This is a genomic window from Acidovorax sp. sif1233, assembly GCF_019218755.1.
Classification (GTDB): domain Bacteria; phylum Pseudomonadota; class Gammaproteobacteria; order Burkholderiales; family Burkholderiaceae_C; genus Acidovorax.
In genome coordinates, this window is the sequence record NZ_JAHUWZ010000002.1 from 798,537 (window position 1) to 813,744 (window position 15,208).

The 15,208-nt window shown below is 68.7% G+C and carries 11 protein-coding genes; 9 read left to right on the top strand and 2 right to left on the bottom strand.

The features are described from left to right. Positions 1 to 20: 20 nt before the first annotated feature. Both KW843_RS11105 and alaS read right to left on the bottom strand, forming a co-directional pair. A complete protein-coding gene (locus KW843_RS11105) occupies positions 21 to 2,999 on the bottom strand; it encodes an HD domain-containing phosphohydrolase (RefSeq protein WP_218295167.1) in 2,979 nt (992 codons plus the stop codon). 98 nt (positions 3,000 to 3,097) lie between these two features. After that, complete coding sequence (gene alaS, locus KW843_RS11110) at positions 3,098 to 5,731, bottom strand: alanine--tRNA ligase (protein WP_218295168.1); 2,634 nt, start codon at positions 5,729 to 5,731, stop codon at positions 3,098 to 3,100. A 476-nt stretch (positions 5,732 to 6,207) separates the two neighbouring features. Between alaS and KW843_RS11115 the strand changes: the two genes are divergently transcribed. The 9 genes from KW843_RS11115 (at position 6,208) to KW843_RS11155 (ending at position 15,191) form a co-directional block, all read left to right on the top strand. Continuing rightward, positions 6,208 to 7,122 (top strand): dihydrodipicolinate synthase family protein, encoded by a 915-nt coding sequence (locus tag KW843_RS11115; protein WP_218295169.1) that lies wholly within the window; start codon positions 6,208 to 6,210, stop codon positions 7,120 to 7,122. 82 nt (positions 7,123 to 7,204) lie between these two features. Continuing rightward, a complete protein-coding gene (locus tag KW843_RS11120; protein ID WP_218295170.1) occupies positions 7,205 to 8,347 on the top strand; it encodes a branched-chain amino acid ABC transporter substrate-binding protein in 1,143 nt (380 codons plus the stop codon). An 85-nt stretch (positions 8,348 to 8,432) separates the two neighbouring features. Beyond that, the gene (locus tag KW843_RS11125) at positions 8,433 to 9,371 is read left to right on the top strand and encodes a 4-hydroxyproline epimerase (protein ID WP_218295332.1); all 939 of its coding nucleotides are present in this window, start codon (positions 8,433 to 8,435) and stop codon (positions 9,369 to 9,371) included. 36 nt (positions 9,372 to 9,407) lie between these two features. Continuing rightward, positions 9,408 to 10,529, top strand: coding sequence for an FAD-binding oxidoreductase (locus tag KW843_RS11130; protein WP_218295171.1), 1,122 nt, complete (start codon positions 9,408 to 9,410; stop codon positions 10,527 to 10,529). Beyond that, entirely contained in the window at positions 10,526 to 10,801 is a 276-nt protein-coding gene (locus KW843_RS11135; RefSeq protein ID WP_218295172.1) for a 2Fe-2S iron-sulfur cluster-binding protein, read from the top strand. The genes KW843_RS11130 and KW843_RS11135 overlap by 4 nt, the downstream gene beginning before the upstream one ends. Continuing rightward, entirely contained in the window at positions 10,798 to 12,099 is a 1,302-nt protein-coding gene (locus KW843_RS11140) for an FAD/NAD(P)-binding oxidoreductase (protein WP_218295173.1), read from the top strand. Before KW843_RS11135 ends, KW843_RS11140 begins: the two co-directional genes overlap by 4 nt. Next, on the top strand, positions 12,096 to 13,142 hold the full coding sequence (locus KW843_RS11145) for an Ldh family oxidoreductase (RefSeq protein WP_218295174.1): 1,047 nt from the start codon (positions 12,096 to 12,098) through the stop codon (positions 13,140 to 13,142). The genes KW843_RS11140 and KW843_RS11145 overlap by 4 nt, the downstream gene beginning before the upstream one ends. A 128-nt stretch (positions 13,143 to 13,270) precedes the next feature. Then, the gene (locus KW843_RS11150) at positions 13,271 to 13,909 is read left to right on the top strand and encodes a TRAP transporter small permease (RefSeq protein WP_218295175.1); all 639 of its coding nucleotides are present in this window, start codon (positions 13,271 to 13,273) and stop codon (positions 13,907 to 13,909) included. Between the two features lie 16 nt (positions 13,910 to 13,925). After that, entirely contained in the window at positions 13,926 to 15,191 is a 1,266-nt protein-coding gene (locus KW843_RS11155) for a TRAP transporter large permease (RefSeq protein WP_218295176.1), read from the top strand. The last annotated feature ends 17 nt before the right edge of the window (positions 15,192 to 15,208 follow it).

A 15,208-nucleotide genomic window follows, 5' to 3' on the forward strand; every position in this document is an offset into this window, starting at 1 on the left:
CCCGTACCCGGCGCGCGCCGTCAGTCCAGCGACGCCACGAGGGCCGGCACATCCACCGCATCGCGCTGCGCGGCAGGCAGGAAGCGCTCGGCGTAGTCCAGCCACACCCCGCTGGACAGGAAGAAGCGGAACACCTCGGCATCGATATGGCGGTCACGCACCATGTGGGCCATGATCCGGAGCGACTCGGACAAGGTCTTGGGGGCCTTATAGGGACGGTCCGCCGCCGTCAGCGCCTCGAAGATGTCGGCCAGCGTCATCACGCGGTCCGCCAGTGTCAGCTGCGCCGCCTTGAGGCGCCGCGGGTACCCGGTGCCATCGAGCTTTTCATGGTGCGAGCCCGCGATGGACGGCACACGCGCCAGGTGCGGCGGAAACGGCAGGCCGCTGAGCATGACGATGGTCTGCACGATATGGTCGTTGATCTTGAAGCGGTCTTCCGCGGTCAGGGTTCCGCGCCGTATCGAGAGGTTGTGCAACTCGCCCAGATGCGCCTCCTGGGACGGCAGCGCCATGTCGAAGCCCCATTTGTTGGCCGGGTTGCCCGCCTCCACCGGCGGGCGCCGGGAACCCCAGGGCATGATGTGCTCGGCCCGGTCGGCCAGCAGGGGCTCGTTGGCGGGCAGGGGGCGCACCGGCACGTCCGCCAGGCGCCCCATCTCCGCCATCGACAGGCCCAGCCGGTCGTCGAAATGCCGCTGCCACACCTGGCGGGCAATCCCGGCGAGCCGCTGCACGTCCGCATCGGGCATGAATTCGCCCCCTACGTTGCATCGCGCCACGAAGGCGAACTCTTCCTGCAGCCGGTCGCGCCGCTGCAGCAGCTCGCGCTGCAGGCGCACCGGGTCCACGCCGGAGACATGCTGCTTCCAGTAGTCCAGCTCGGCATCGCGCCACAGCACCTCGAAGCGCATGCGCACCTCGTGGATGCGGTTGTACAGCGCCTCCAGCTTGGTGGCCTTGTCGATGATGTGCTCGGGGCTGGTGACCTTGCCGCAGTCGTGCAGCCAGGCGCCCAGACGGAACTCGTAGCGTTCGGCATCGGTCATCGCCACCTGCGCGAAAGGCCCCTCCTTCGCCTCGCACATGCGCTGCATGAGGGATTCGGCCAATTGCGGCACACGCTCGCAGTGCCCCCCCGTGTAGGGGCTTTTCGCATCGATGGCATCGGCCAGCAGGCGGATGACGGCGTCGAACAGCTTCTTTTGCCCCTCGATCAGGCCGCGCGTTTCAATCGCCACCGACAAGGTGCCGGACAGCTTCTCGACAAACGCCCGGAAATGGACATCCTCCTGCCGCGGGTCCGACAGGTAGCGCAGCACCAGCAGGCCCAGGGGTTGCCCATCGCGCGTGCGCAACTGCACGCGCAGCACGCGCTGGGGCATGGCGTCCCCATCGCCCTCCTCCTGGTCGCCGGGCTGCGGCTCGACATGGTTGATGAAATGCACCATGGGCAGGTGCTCCGGGTACCGTGGCTGGTGCTCGGGGTCTTCGCAGTACCGCGCCGTGCGCAGCAGCCCCGCCCGCTGCTCCTCCACCAGGTACACCGCCCCGCCCGTGCAGCTGGTGGCACGCACCAGTTCGTAGAGCACGCTGGACAGCATGAGCTCCATGCGCGACTCGGCACTGATGTGGTGGGTGATGTGCAGAAACTCCTGGATGGTGTCCGACATGCGGTCCATCACCTGGCCCAGTTCGCGCACCTCGCGCACGGGCGACAGGCGGTGCGCCGGCCGCCGGAAATCGAACCGCGCCAGCGCCTGCGCCTGGGTGGCCAGCCCCGAAAGGCTGCGCCCCACGCGCCGCCCGGCCATCCATCCCACGGGCAGCATCAGCACGATGAGCCCCAGGGACAGCCATACCTGGCGCCACAGGTTCTGATTCACATCCGCCAGCAGTTCGGCGGTGGGGATCGCCATCAGGATGTGCAGCCCCTGCCAACGCTGCGATTTCAGGGGCAGCACCGTGGCGAGCCACTCCTCGCCATCGGCCATGAAGCGGCGCGACGGCCCCTTCGCCGTCCCCCCGCCGCCCAGGGCCTGCAGGCTGGGCACACCCAGCTCCTTCAGCGTGCGCAGCTTGAGGCTGGTCTCCCCACCCTCGCGCAGCAGCACGCGCGACATGTCCGGATACGCCAGCACGCGCTGGGCCGGGTCCACCACGGCGATCTCGGTGCGGGGCATCAGCCGCAGGCTGCCAATCTCCCGCCCGAGGTCGGTGAGCGCCACGTCCAGGCCGATCACGGCGCGCCCGTCCTCGCTGGGGTGGCTCAGCGTGACCCCCACCTCCTGCGTGGTGAAGAACACATAGGGCGCGGTCAGTATCTGCGTGTTCTTGTCTGCCGCTTCGGCGTACCAGGGGCGCGAGCGGGGATCGTAGAGGTAGCCAGGGCGCACGGAGGATTCGAGCAGGCGCAGCTGCGCGTCGTAGTAGCTCCAGCGCCCCACCAGGCCTGTGGTGCCGCGCTCGCGGGCCATCGACTGGAGCAGGAACGCGGCCTGCGCTGGCGCGTCCAGCCGCGTGCGCAGTTGCGCATCGCGCAGCGGCCGCACCAGCAGGAACTGCCCGTCGGCATATCCGATGAAAACCGCCGACAGCAAGGGATTTTGCTCCAGCAGGCGCGCAAACACCGGCAGGCGGCGCAGCCGGGCCTGCAGGCTGGTCGCTGAGGCAATGGGATCGAACGCGAGCAGCCGGATCGTGGCATCGGCGGGGTCCACGATGTGGTGCACCCTTTCGCTGATCAGCTGGCTGATGTGCCGGGCGCTGTCGTCCGAAGCCGCGATGATCGCCTCCCGCGCGCTGGTACCCACCTGGTAGACCAGCACCACCGTGAGCAGCAGCATGGCGGACACCACCACCGAGGCGATCACCACCTCGAACGGAACGGTGATGCGCCGCCACCAGGGCAGTCCGTCAGCCCCCGGGGCTGAGGAGGGGCTGGAGCGGGCGCCATGGCCTGGCTCGGGCTCTGGCGGGCTTTCGCGCAGGGTGTCCATGCGCACCAATGTAGGGGGAAAGGCGGTGGCCCGTCATCCCCTATTTCGCCGCTCGGCGGTGGCCGCCCGGACCACCGCTCCGCAGGGCGTCCAGGTCCTCAGATTTTCTGCGCCACCCAGCCGGCCACCGAGGCGAGCGCCGCGGGCAGGCTGGAGGCATCGGTGCCGCCCGCCATGGCCATGTCGGGCTTGCCGCCGCCCTTGCCGCCCACTTGCTGGGCCACGAAGTTGACCAGCTCGCCCGCCTTCAGGCGGCCCACGCTGTCGGCCGTGACGCCGGCGGCGATCTGCACCTTGTCGCCATCGACGGCGGCCAGCACGATCGCGGCGGTCTTGAGCTTGTCCTTGAGCTTGTCCATGGTGTCGCGCAGGGTCTTGGCGTCGGCGCCGGGCAAGGCAGCGGCCAGTACCTTGAGGCCCTTCACATCGACGGCCTGGTTCACCAGCTCGTCGCCTTGGTTGGACGCCAGCTTGCCCTTGAGCGCCGCCACTTCCTTCTCCAGCGCGCGCGCGTTGTCGAGTGCCAGGGCGATCCGGCCATTGAGTTCGCTCACGGGGGCCTTCAGCGTACCGGCGGCCTGGGTCACGGTGTCTTCAAGCTGCTGCAGGTAGGCGAGCGCGTTGGCGCCGGTCACGGCTTCGATACGGCGCACGCCCGCTGCCACGCCGCCTTCGGCGACCACCTTGAACAGGCCGATGTCGCCGGTGCGCTGCACGTGCGTGCCGCCGCACAGTTCGCGGCTGGTGCCGATGTCCAGCACGCGCACGGTTTCACCGTATTTCTCGCCGAACAGCATCACGGCACCGGTCTTCTGGGCCGACTCGATGTCCATCACGCGGGCCTGCGTGGGCTGGTTGGCCAGGATTTCCTCGTTCACGCGGCGCTCCACCTCGCGGATTTCCGTTGCGGTGACGGCGCCGTTGTGCGTGAAGTCGAAGCGGGTGCGGTCGGCATTGACCAGACTGCCCTTTTGCTGCACGTGGCCGCCCAGCACTTCGCGCAGGGCCTTGTGCATGATGTGCGTCACCGAGTGGTTGCGCACCGTGGCTGCACGCACGGCCGTGTTCACCTGGGCCTGCACGGTGTCGCCCACGTTCAGGGTGCCCTCTTCGAGCGTGCCGTGGTGGCCATACACGTCGGCCTTGATCTTGAGCGTGTCGCCCACCGCGAAGCGGGCCGAGCCACTGGTGATGACGCCTTCGTCGCCCACCTGGCCGCCGCTTTCGGCATAGAACGGTGTCGTGTCGAGCACCACCACGCCGTTTTGGCCACTCTTCAGGGCGGCAGCGCTTGTCCCGTCCACGTAGATAGCTACGATCTTTGCAGTTTCCGCCAGGTGTTCGTAGCCGGTGAACTGGTTGGCCGCGCCGGTGTACTCCAGCGCCTTGTCCATCTTGAACTTGCCAGCGGCGCGGGCCTGGGCCTTCTGTTTTTCCATGGCGACCTTGAAGCCGGCCTCGTCCACCTCGACGTCGCGCTCGCGGCACACGTCGTTGGTCAGGTCCAGCGGGAAGCCGTAGGTGTCGTGCAGCTTGAAGGCCACGTCGCCGGGCAGCACCTTGGCGCCACCGCCCAGGGCTGCGTCCAGAATCTCCATGCCATTGGCCAGGGTCTCGAAGAAGCGCTCTTCCTCGGCCTTGAGCACGTCGGTGATGCGCTGCTCCTGCTCGCGCAGCTTGGGGTAGGCGTCGCCCATCAGGCGCACCAGCTCGCCCACCAGCTTGTGGAAAAACGGCGTCTTCTTGCCCAGCTTGTAGCCGTGGCGGATGGCGCGGCGCACGATGCGGCGCTGCACGTAGCCGCGGCCTTCGTTGCTGGGGATCACGCCGTCGCTCACCAGGAAGGCCGTGGCGCGGATGTGGTCGGCGATCACGCGCAGGCTCTTGTTGTTCAGGTCGGCCACGCCGGTCTCGCGGCCGGCGGCCTTGATCAGCGCGTCGAACAGGTCGATCTCGTAGTTGCTGTGCACGTGCTGCAGGATCGCGGCCAGGCGCTCCAGGCCCATGCCCGTGTCCACGCAGGGCGCGGGCAGCGGCGTGACCGAGCCGTCTTCGGCCATGTCGAACTGCATGAACACGTTGTTCCAGATCTCGATGAAGCGGTCGCCGTCTTCATCGGGGCTGCCGGGGGGGCCGCCGGGAATGTGGTCGCCGTGGTCGTAGAAGATCTCGCTGCAGGGGCCGCAGGGACCGGTGTCGGCCATCATCCAGAAGTTGTCGGACTTGTAGCGGCCGCCCTTGTTGTCGCCGATGCGGATCACGCGCTCTGGCGGCAGGCCGATTTCCTTGGTCCAGATGTCGTAGGCTTCGTCGTCCTCTTCGTACACGGTGGCCAGCAGGCGCTCGGGCGGCAGCTTGTACACGGTGGTGAGAAGTTCCCAGGCCCATTTCAGCGACTCGCGCTTGAAGTAGTCGCCAAAGCTCCAGTTGCCCAGCATCTCGAAGAAGGTGTGGTGGCGCGCGGTGTAGCCCACGTTCTCCAGGTCGTTGTGCTTGCCGCCGGCGCGCAGGCAGGCCTGCACCGACACGGCGCGGTTGTAGGGGCGCTTGTCGGTGCCCAGGAACACATCCTTGAACTGCACCATGCCGGAGTTGGTGAACATCAGCGTGGGGTCGTTGCCCGGCACCAGCGAGCTCGAGGCCACGATGGTGTGGCCCTTGGAGGCAAAGAAATCCAGGAAGGACTTGCGGATGTCGGCAACCGAGAACGAAGGCGTGGTGTTGTGGGTCATGTGCGAAAAGGGGCAACAGGCCTGGATCAGTGAGGGGCCTCGCGCACGCGGCGCGGCCACCCGGTTTATGGGGAGAACCACGGATTCTATCGAGACGGCGGCCTGAACCGGCCTCCGGCCCTGGAGGCCCCTTCATTCAATGCCGCCCGGGCACGGGCTGCCTGCCGATAGGTCAACCGGGCAACCGGGTGCGGGGACACCTCGGCCAGGCCCGGGCCCTGGGCGCACCTGCGCCGGGCATGCATCCACCCCGCGCACTACGCTGGGGCCGCCCGCGCCCCGCTGCGGGGCATGCCGGCGCCCGGGACACCCGCTTTGGGACCATCCAAGCGCAAATCCAGCTGGCACGCAAGATGCTAAATACCCTGACAAGATATTTTAAATATCTTTTTAATATATTTACAGCAACGCGACTTCATCGTCACCACCCACCCCCGCCCTTTTCCCCATCCTTCTTTTTCCTCAGGAGTCCATCCATGAACCATCCCCGCTGGCAAGGCATCTTCCCCGCCATCACCACCAAGTTCCACGCCGACGAGAGCATCGATGCCGAAGGCACGGCGCGCCACATCGACTTCCAGATCCGCAACGGCATCCACGGCCTGGTGACCTGCGGCTCGCTGGGTGAAGCCAGCACCCTCTCGCTGGAAGAAAAGCTGCAGGTCGCCAAGATCGCACTGGAAGCTGCCGACGGCCGCATCCCCGTGCTGGCGAATGTCTCGGAGACCAGCACCCGGGAAGCCCTGCGCTACATCGACGGCGGCAACAAGCTCGGAGTGGCCGGCTACATGGTCATGCCCTCGGTGATCTACGTCGCCGACGCGCGCGAAGCCATGCTGAACGTGCGCACCATGGCCGAGGCCGCGCAGAAGCCGGTGATGGTCTACAACAACCCGGTGGCCTACCGCGTGGACCTCAAGCCCGAGCACTTCGCCGAGCTGGCAGACTGCAAGTGGATCGAAGCCATCAAGGAAAGCACCGACAACATCCGCCGCGTGACCGACCTGCGCATCGCGCTGGGCGACCGCTACCAGATCTTCCTGGGCGTGGACGACCTGGCCTACGAGGGCCTGGCGCTGGGCTGCGACGGCCTGCTGGCCGGCGTGGGCTGCGCCTTCCCGCGCGAGACCGTGGCGCTGTACGACCTCATGAAGGCCGGCCGCTTTGCCGAGGCACTCAAGCTCTACCAATGGATGACGCCCATGCTGCACCTCGACGTCTCCACCAAGCTCGTGCAGAACCTCAAGCTGATCGACCTGCTGGTGGGTGTGGGCACCGAGCACATGCGCCGCCCGCGCCTGCCCCTGATTGGCGAGGAGCGCGCCTTCATCGAGCGCATCGTCAGGAAGGCGCTGGAAACACGCCCCGCCGAGTACCAGTCCGTGGCCTGAGACGGTACCGACCGACAGGCTGCCCCCCGGGCCGCAGGAGACAACAGCGGCCCTTCCCCTTCGCACACACAAGAGGTTTCCCATGACACGTGCATCTTTCGGATTTCGGACCCTGACGCCCGCCGCCATCGCGGCGCTGATGCTGGCCACACATGCCGGCGCCCAGGAACAGCTGGTCAAGATCGGCCACAGCGGCCCGCTCTCCGGCCCCAATGCCTTCGCGGGCAAGGACAACGAGAACGGCGTGCGCCTGGCCGTCGAGGAGCTCAACGCGAAGAAGATCGTGGTGGGGGGCAAGACCCTGAAGTTCGACCTCGTGTCCGAGGACGACCAGTGCGACGCCCGCACCGGGGTGAGCGTGGCGCAGAAGATGGTGGACAGCGGCGTGAAGTTCGTCATGGGACCGTACTGCTCGGGCGTGGCCATTCCCGCCTCACGTGTCTACAGCGAAGGCGGGGCCATGGTCTCCACCGTGGGCACCAACCCCAAGGTCACCGAGAACGGCTACAAGAACCTGTTCCGCATCATCGCCAGCGACACCCAGATCGGCTCGAACATGGCCGTGTATGCCGCCCAGGTGCTCAAGGTCAAGCAGGTGGCGGTGATCGACGACCGCACCGCCTTCGGCCAGGGCGTGGCCGACCAGTTCACCAAGGAGGCGAAGAAGCAGGGCCTGACCGTGGTGGGCCAGGAGTTCACGACCGACAAGTCCACCGATTTCCTGTCCATCCTCACCAGCCTCAAGGGCAAGCAGCCGCAGGCCATCTTCTTTGGCGGCTACGCCCCGCAGGCCGCGCCCATGGCCCGCCAGATGAAGCAGCTGGGCCTCACGGCCAAGCTGCTGGGCGGCGACACGCTGTGCAGCCCCGAGGTCGGCAAGCTCGGTGGCGAAGCGGTGAACGACACCGTGTTCTGCGCCCAGGGCGGCACCATGCTCGACAAGGCCGCGAGCGGCCCGGCCTTCAAGGCGAAATACAAGGCGCGCTTCAAGCTGGATGCCGATGCCTACGCGGCTTCCTACTACGACCAGGTGATGTTCATGGCCGATGCCATGCAGAAAGCCCAGTCCGTGGAACCCGCCAAGGTCGGCGCGCAGATGCTCCAGGGCAGCCACCAGGGCGTGGCGGGCACCTATGCCTACGACGACAAGGGCAACCTCAAGCAGGCTCCCATCACGGTGCTCACGTTCAAGAACGCCGCCCCCGTGCCGCTGGCCAGCTATTGAAACTCCGCCGCGAAATCGTGGCGGCCCGCCGCTACGATGCCTGCACCTTTCTGCCATGTGACCGACCATGACCCACGACACCCGCATGCAGCGCATACAGATCCTCGACTCCCACACCGGGGGTGAACCCACGCGGCTCGTGGTGGGCGGCTTTCCCGACCTGGGCACCGGCAGCATGGCCGAGCGCCGCGCCCTGCTGGCCAGCCAGCACGATGCCTGGCGCGCGGCCACGGTGCTCGAGCCGCGCGGCAACGACGTGATCGTGGGCGCGCTGCTGTGCGCGCCGCAGAACCCGGCCAATGCGGCGGGCGTGATCTTCTTCAACAACACCGGCTACCTCGGCATGTGCGGCCACGGCACCATCGGCCTGGTGGCCTCGCTGGCCTACCTGGGCCGCATCGAGCCCGGGGTGCACGGCATCGAGACGCCCGTGGGCACGGTGACCACCACGCTGCACGAGGATGGCTCGGTCAGCGTGCGCAACGTGCCGGCCTACCGGCTGCACCAGGGCCTGTCGCTCCAGGTGCCGGGCATCGGCACCGTCACGGGCGACGTGGCCTGGGGCGGCAACTGGTTCTTCCTGATGAGCGGGCACGGCCAGCGCGTGGCCAGCGACAACCTGCAGGCGCTGACCGACTACACCAGCGCCATCCAGCAGGCCCTGAAGGACCAGGGCGTCCGCGGCGACAACGGCGGCGAGATCGACCACATCGAGCTCTTTGCCGACGACGACGTGGCCGACAGCCGCAACTTCGTGCTCTGCCCGGGCGGTGCCTACGACCGCTCGCCCTGCGGCACCGGCACCAGCGCCAAGCTGGCCTGCCTGGCGGCCGACGGCACGCTGCAGCCCGGCCAGGCGTGGCGCCAGGCCAGCATCATCGGCAGCAGCTTCGAGGCGCGCTACGAACCCGACACCCAGGCCGGCAGGATCATCCCCACGCTGCGCGGCACGGCCCACATGAGCGCCGAGGCCACGCTGCTGATCGAGGCCAGCGACCCCTTCGGCTGGGGCATCCGGCTCTAAGCCCCCCTTTTCAGGCACACCCACCCGGCAGGCACCATGCGACACGCGGACGTCATCGTCATCGGAGCAGGCATCGTCGGCGCGGCCTGCGCCCATGTCCTCGCAGGCCGTGGCCTGCATGTGCTGGTGCTGGACGCCCGGCTGGGCGGCGCCACGGCGGCCGGCATGGGCCACTTGGTGGTGATGGACGACAACCCCGCCGAGCTGGCGCTGAGCCAGGCATCCCTGGCGCTGTGGCATGCGTGGGGACCACGGATGACGGCCGACCAGCCCGGCTGCGCCTACACCAACTGCGGCACGCTCTGGCTGGCCGCCAACGACGCCGAGATGGCCGGTGCCGAAGAAAAAGCCCAGCGCCTGCAGCGCCACGGCCTGCCCTGTGAACTGCTGGACGCCGCCACCCTGCGGCGCCTGGAACCCGCCCTGCGCCCCGGACTGCAGGGCGCACTGAAGGTGTCCGGCGACAGCGTGGTGTATGCCCCCAATGCCGCCCAGTGGCTGCTGCAGCAGGCACCGCGCCAGATCCGCTTCGAGCAGGCCGAGGCATGCCGCATCGAGGGCGGCCGGGTGCAGCTGGTGGACGGCAGCTGGCGCGAAGCCCAGGCCGTGGTGCTGGCCGCCGGCATCCATGCCACGCGCTTGTGCCCCGAGCTCCCCATCCGGCCCAAGAAGGGCCACCTGCTCATCACCGACCGCTACCCCGGCGTGGTGCGGCACCAGTTGGTGGAGCTGGGCTACATCAGCAACGCCCACCAGACCGACGGCACCTCCGTGGCGTTCAACCTGCAGCCCCGGCCCACCGGGCAACTGCTGCTGGGCTCATCGCGCCAGTTCGACACCACCGACCCGGCCATCGACCAGGACGTGCTGGCCCGAATGCTGCGCCGCGCCTTGGACTACATGCCCGGCCTGGCCGGGCTGAACGCCATCCGCACCTGGACGGGATTTCGCGCCACCACGCCCGACAGCCTGCCCATCATCGGGCGCCACCCCACCCGCGACCAGCTCTGGCTGGCCGTGGGCCACGAAGGCCTGGGCGTGACCACCGCCCCCGCCACCGCCGAGTTACTGGCGGCGCAGCTGACCGGTGGCCCCCTGCCCCTGGACCCCGCCCCCTTCGCGGCGCAGCGCTTCAGCCTGGAAGGCCTGGCGGCATGAGCACATCCACTCCCCTGGTACACGCCGTCATCGACGGCACCACCATCGAGCTGGCACCGGGCCACAGCGTCGCGGCGGCCCTGGCCCTGCTGCCTCCGGGCTGCGCCCGCACGTCGGTCACCGGCGAGCGCCGTGCGCCTTTCTGCGGCATGGGCATCTGCCACGAGTGCCGGGTGCTTGTGGACGGCCGCCAGCGCCTGGCCTGCCAGACCCCGTGCACCGACGGCATGGTGATCGACACACGCGGCCAGCCGCAGGCAGGCATGCCATGACCCCCCGCCAGCGCTGCGATCTGCTGATCATCGGCGCCGGTCCCGCCGGCATGGCGGCCGCCCTGGCGGCGGCGCCCCGGGGCCTTGCCATCACCCTCGTGGACGACAACATCCATCCCGGCGGACAGATCTGGCGCGACGGCCCCGGCAGCACCCTGCCCCCGCTCGCTCGCCAGCACCGCGAGGCGCTGGAGCGCTACCCGAACATCCGCCTGCTGTGCGGCACGCGCGTGGTGGGGCTGGGTGGCCCCTCGGCGCCGCAAGATGCCCCCGCCTTGCTGCTGGAAGACGCCGAACAGGGCTGGATCCAGCACAGCCACCGCCTGGTGCTGTGCAACGGAGCACGGGAGCTGCTGCTGCCCTTTCCCGGCTGGACGCTACCCGGCGTGACCGGCGCCGGCGGACTGCAGGCGCTGATCAAGGCCGGCTTGCCGGTGCAGGGCCAGCGCATCGTGGTGGCCGGCACCGGTCCCCTGCTGCTGGCCTGCGCCGACACCGCCCGCAAGGCCGGCGCCCAGGTCATCCGCATTGCCGAACAGGCTTCCTGGCGGGCCCTGGCCGCCTTCGCGCTGCAGCTGCCGCGCTGGCCCGCCAAGGCGCTGCAGGCAACGACCCTGTTCAACCACCACTGGCGCGCCTCCAGCCACGTGCTGCATGCACAGGGCCAGGGCCGGCTGGAGGCCGTGCGGATCCAGCGCGGCACGCGCCAGGAAACCCTGGCCTGCGACCGGCTTGCCTGCGGCTTTGGGCTGGTGCCCAACACCCAGATGGGCCAACTGCTGGGCTGCGCGCTCAACGATCGCCAAGGCCTGCAGGTGGACAGCCTCATGGCCACCAGCGTGCCCCATGTGTATGCCGCAGGGGAATGCACCGGCTTTGGCGGCAGCGAACGCGCGCTGGCACAGGGCGCCATCGCGGGGCATGCCGCCGCGGGCGACACGGCCCGGGCCCAGGCCCGCCAAGCCGCCCTGGCCCGCTGGCAAGGTTTCGCGGACCTGCTGCGCACCCAGTTCGAGCTCGGCGAGGCGGTGCGCCAGCTGGCCGCCCCGGACACCCTCGTCTGCCGCTGCGAAGACGTGCCCTTGCGCGAGCTGGCCTCCCGCAGCAGCTGGATCGACGCCAAGCTGCACACGCGCTGCGGCATGGGCGCCTGCCAGGGCCGCGTGTGTGGTGCCGCCACCCATGCGCTGTTCGGCTGGACGCCCGCCCCACCCCGCCATCTGCTGGCGCCCGCGCGCATCGGCACGCTGGCGCAATGCCCCACCCCGGTGGACGAATCCACCGGCATCCGCCCATGAACGACACCACTCCCCTTCCCGCCCCCGCCAGCTCCGCGATGGTGCACGTCCCCCTGGACGACCTGATGGCCCTGGCGCGTGCCGTGCTGCTGCGTCTGGGCCTGGGCGAAGCCCACGCGGGCGCCATGGCCCGCGTCATCGTGGCCGGGCAGCGTGATGCCTGCCAGTCGCACGGCGTCTACCGGCTCACCAGCTGTGCCCACACGGTGCGCACCGGCAAGGTGGAGCTGCAGGCCCTGCCAGTGCTACAGGCGGGCGCCGGCCCGGTGGTGCGGGTGGACGCCCAGGGGGCGTTTTCACCCCTGGCTTTCGAACAAGGCCTGCCCGCGCTGGTGGAGGCCACCCGCCGCCACGGCATGGGTGCGCTGGTCATCAACCGCTGCGTGCACTTCTCGGCACTGTGGCCCGAGATCGAGGCCCTCACCGCCCACGGCCTGGCGGCCCTGGCACTCACGCCCAGCCACGCCTGGGTGGCGCCGGCCGGCGGGCACCAGCCCGTCTTCGGCACCAACCCCATCGCCTTCGGCTGGCCACGCCCGGGTCCCCACCCCTATGTGTTCGACTTCGCCACCAGCGCCATCGCGCGCGGCGACCTGGAGCTGCACCGCCGCGCGGGCCAGCCCCTGCCCGAGGGCTGCGGGGTGGACGGCCAGGGCCGGCCTTCCACCGATCCGGTGGCCGTGGCGCGGGGCGCCATGCGCACCTTTGGCGGGCACAAGGGCTCGGCCCTGGCCACCATGGTCGAGCTCATGGCCGGCACGCTGATCGGCGACTGGACCAGCCGCGAATCCATCGCCCACGACGCGGGCGCCGGCGCCACGCCCCTGCATGGCGAACTGGTGCTGGCCTTCGACCCCGCCCAGTTTGCGGGCGGCGATGCGGCCCCCCACCAGGCGCGTGCCGAGGCGATGTTCGATGCCATCACCGGCCAGGGCGCCCGGCTGCCCTCGCAGCGCCGCTTCGCCGCCCGGGCGCTCAGCCTGGCCGAGGGCGCGGCGGTGCCGCGCGCCCTGTACGAAGAGATCCTCGCGATGGCAGGCTGAACCCGGCAGCGCGGGCGCGCCGACCGGTAAGCGCGCCACCCGCGGGCATTCATCTTGCTTCTACATATATCAAGAAGATATTTAAACCGGCGCCCCATTCCCGACACCCAGACCACGGAGCCCACCCCATGTCCACCGCCACCGCTTCTCCCACCCCACCCGGCGGGCCCGCGCCCGCAGCGCCGGCCCGCGCGGTCCTCGCCCTGTCCAGCCTGGTGCTGCGCGCGGAGCGCAACTGCCTCACCGCCCTGATGACCTTGCTGGTGGCGCTGATCCTGCTGAACGTGGCCACCCGCTACACCGGCTTTCCCATTTACTGGATCGACGAAGCGGCGGTCTACACCGTGGTCTGGCTGACCTTCGTGGGGGCCTCGGTGATGACACGGCTGCGCATGGACTTCGCGGTGGGCATGCTGACCGAGAAGCTCTCCGAGAAATGGGCCAAGGCGGCCAAGATCATCGCCACCACGGGGGTGCTGCTGTTTGGCATCGCCATGCTGGTGATGTGCTGGCTGTGGATGGACCCGGTGGGCATCGCCCGCTACGGCTTCGACGCCAAGGAATTCGGTGCCGAGACCTTCAACTTCCTCTACACCGAGCGCACCCAGACCCTGAACTGGCCCACCTGGGTGCTGCAGCTGATCCTGCCGCTGTTTTCCCTCACCTTCACGCTGCACGCGCTGGCCAACCTCATCGAGGACATGGGCCTGGCGCCGCGCCGCAGCCACCCTGGTTTCGACGTCGTCAGCGCCGACGCCGTGAACTGACCCCGGAGCCCGCCCCATGTTCACTTCCCTCTTCTTCTGCGCGGCCCTCATGGTGGGCGTGCCCATCGGCGTGTGCCTGTGCATCTCGGGCATCGCGTACATCTTCAGCACCGGCAACACCGTGCTGTTCCAGTCCTTTCCCATGCAGATGTTCGCGGGGGTGGACAGCTATGGGCTCATCGCCATTCCGCTGTTCATCCTGATCGGCGAGATCATGAACAGCGGCGGCATCACGCGCCGCCTGGTGGACATGTCGATGGCCTTCGTCGGCTCCGTCAAGGGAGGCCTGGCCTACGTGAACATCCTGGCCAACATGCTGGTCTCGTCCATCATCGGCTCGGCCACGGCCCAGGTGGCCATCATGTCCCAGGTGATGGTGCCCGAGATGGAAAAGCAGGGCTACGACAAGACCTTCGCCGCCGGCCTCACGGTCTACGGCGGCATGCTGGGGCCGATCATTCCACCTTCAGTGATGTTCGTGGTCTACAGCGTGCTGGCACAGGTGGCCGTGGGCGACATGCTCATCGCGGGCATCCTGCCGGGCATCCTGCTCACCATCCTGTTCTTCATCATCATCGCGCTGATGGGTTTCATCTACGACTACCCGCGCAGCGAAAGGCGCACGCTGGCGCAGCGGGCCCGCACCGTGGTGACATCCAGCCCCACCCTGCTGATCCCGATCGTGATCGTGGGCTCCATCCTGGGCGGCCTGGCCAATCCGACCGAAGCGGCCGCCGTGGGCGCCCTGGCCGCGGCGCTGGTGGGGCGGTATGTGACCAAGGAATTCCGGCTCGGCTCCATGCCCGCCATCCTGTTGCGCTCGGCCATCTACTCGGCCATCGTGCTGTTCCTGGTGGCCGCCGCCGCGGTGTTTTCCTGGCTGCTGATCTACGGCAAGGTGCCGCAGATGGTGGCGGCCTGGATCCAGACCGTGGCGCACGACCCGATCACCTTCCTGCTGCTGGTCAACGTCATCCTGCTGGTCATCGGCACCGTGATCGACGGCATCCCCGGGCTGATCATGACCGTGCCCATCCTGCTGCCCATCGCCACCGACATCTACCACATCGACCCGCGCCACTTCGGCGTGGTGGTGGTGATCAACCTGGTGCTGGGCCTGATGTCGCCGCCCGTGGGGCTGAGCTTCTTCGTCGCGGCCGCCGTCACCGGCGCCAAGCCCGGCAAGATGTTCATCGTCACCCTGCCCTTCTTCCTCATCAGCTGCGTGGCGCTGGTGATGCTCTCCCTGTTCCCCAGCCTGTCGCTTGCCCTGATCAAGTAAGCGGCTCCATCCCTTCG

What these genes read in the sequence shown, in the direction of transcription:
- KW843_RS11105 (WP_218295167.1), bottom strand. Translation starts at nt 2,999, where the DNA reads ATGGACACCCTGCGCGAAAGCCCGCCAGAGCCCGAGCCAGGCCATGGC.
- alaS (WP_218295168.1), bottom strand. Translation starts at nt 5,731, where the DNA reads ATGACCCACAACACCACGCCTTCGTTCTCGGTTGCCGACATCCGCAAG.
- KW843_RS11115 (WP_218295169.1), top strand. Translation starts at nt 6,208, where the DNA reads ATGAACCATCCCCGCTGGCAAGGCATCTTCCCCGCCATCACCACCAAG.
- KW843_RS11120 (WP_218295170.1), top strand. Translation starts at nt 7,205, where the DNA reads ATGACACGTGCATCTTTCGGATTTCGGACCCTGACGCCCGCCGCCATC.
- KW843_RS11125 (WP_218295332.1), top strand. Translation starts at nt 8,433, where the DNA reads ATGCAGCGCATACAGATCCTCGACTCCCACACCGGGGGTGAACCCACG.
- KW843_RS11130 (WP_218295171.1), top strand. Translation starts at nt 9,408, where the DNA reads ATGCGACACGCGGACGTCATCGTCATCGGAGCAGGCATCGTCGGCGCG.
- KW843_RS11135 (WP_218295172.1), top strand. Translation starts at nt 10,526, where the DNA reads ATGAGCACATCCACTCCCCTGGTACACGCCGTCATCGACGGCACCACC.
- KW843_RS11140 (WP_218295173.1), top strand. Translation starts at nt 10,798, where the DNA reads ATGACCCCCCGCCAGCGCTGCGATCTGCTGATCATCGGCGCCGGTCCC.
- KW843_RS11145 (WP_218295174.1), top strand. Translation starts at nt 12,096, where the DNA reads ATGAACGACACCACTCCCCTTCCCGCCCCCGCCAGCTCCGCGATGGTG.
- KW843_RS11150 (WP_218295175.1), top strand. Translation starts at nt 13,271, where the DNA reads ATGTCCACCGCCACCGCTTCTCCCACCCCACCCGGCGGGCCCGCGCCC.
- KW843_RS11155 (WP_218295176.1), top strand. Translation starts at nt 13,926, where the DNA reads ATGTTCACTTCCCTCTTCTTCTGCGCGGCCCTCATGGTGGGCGTGCCC.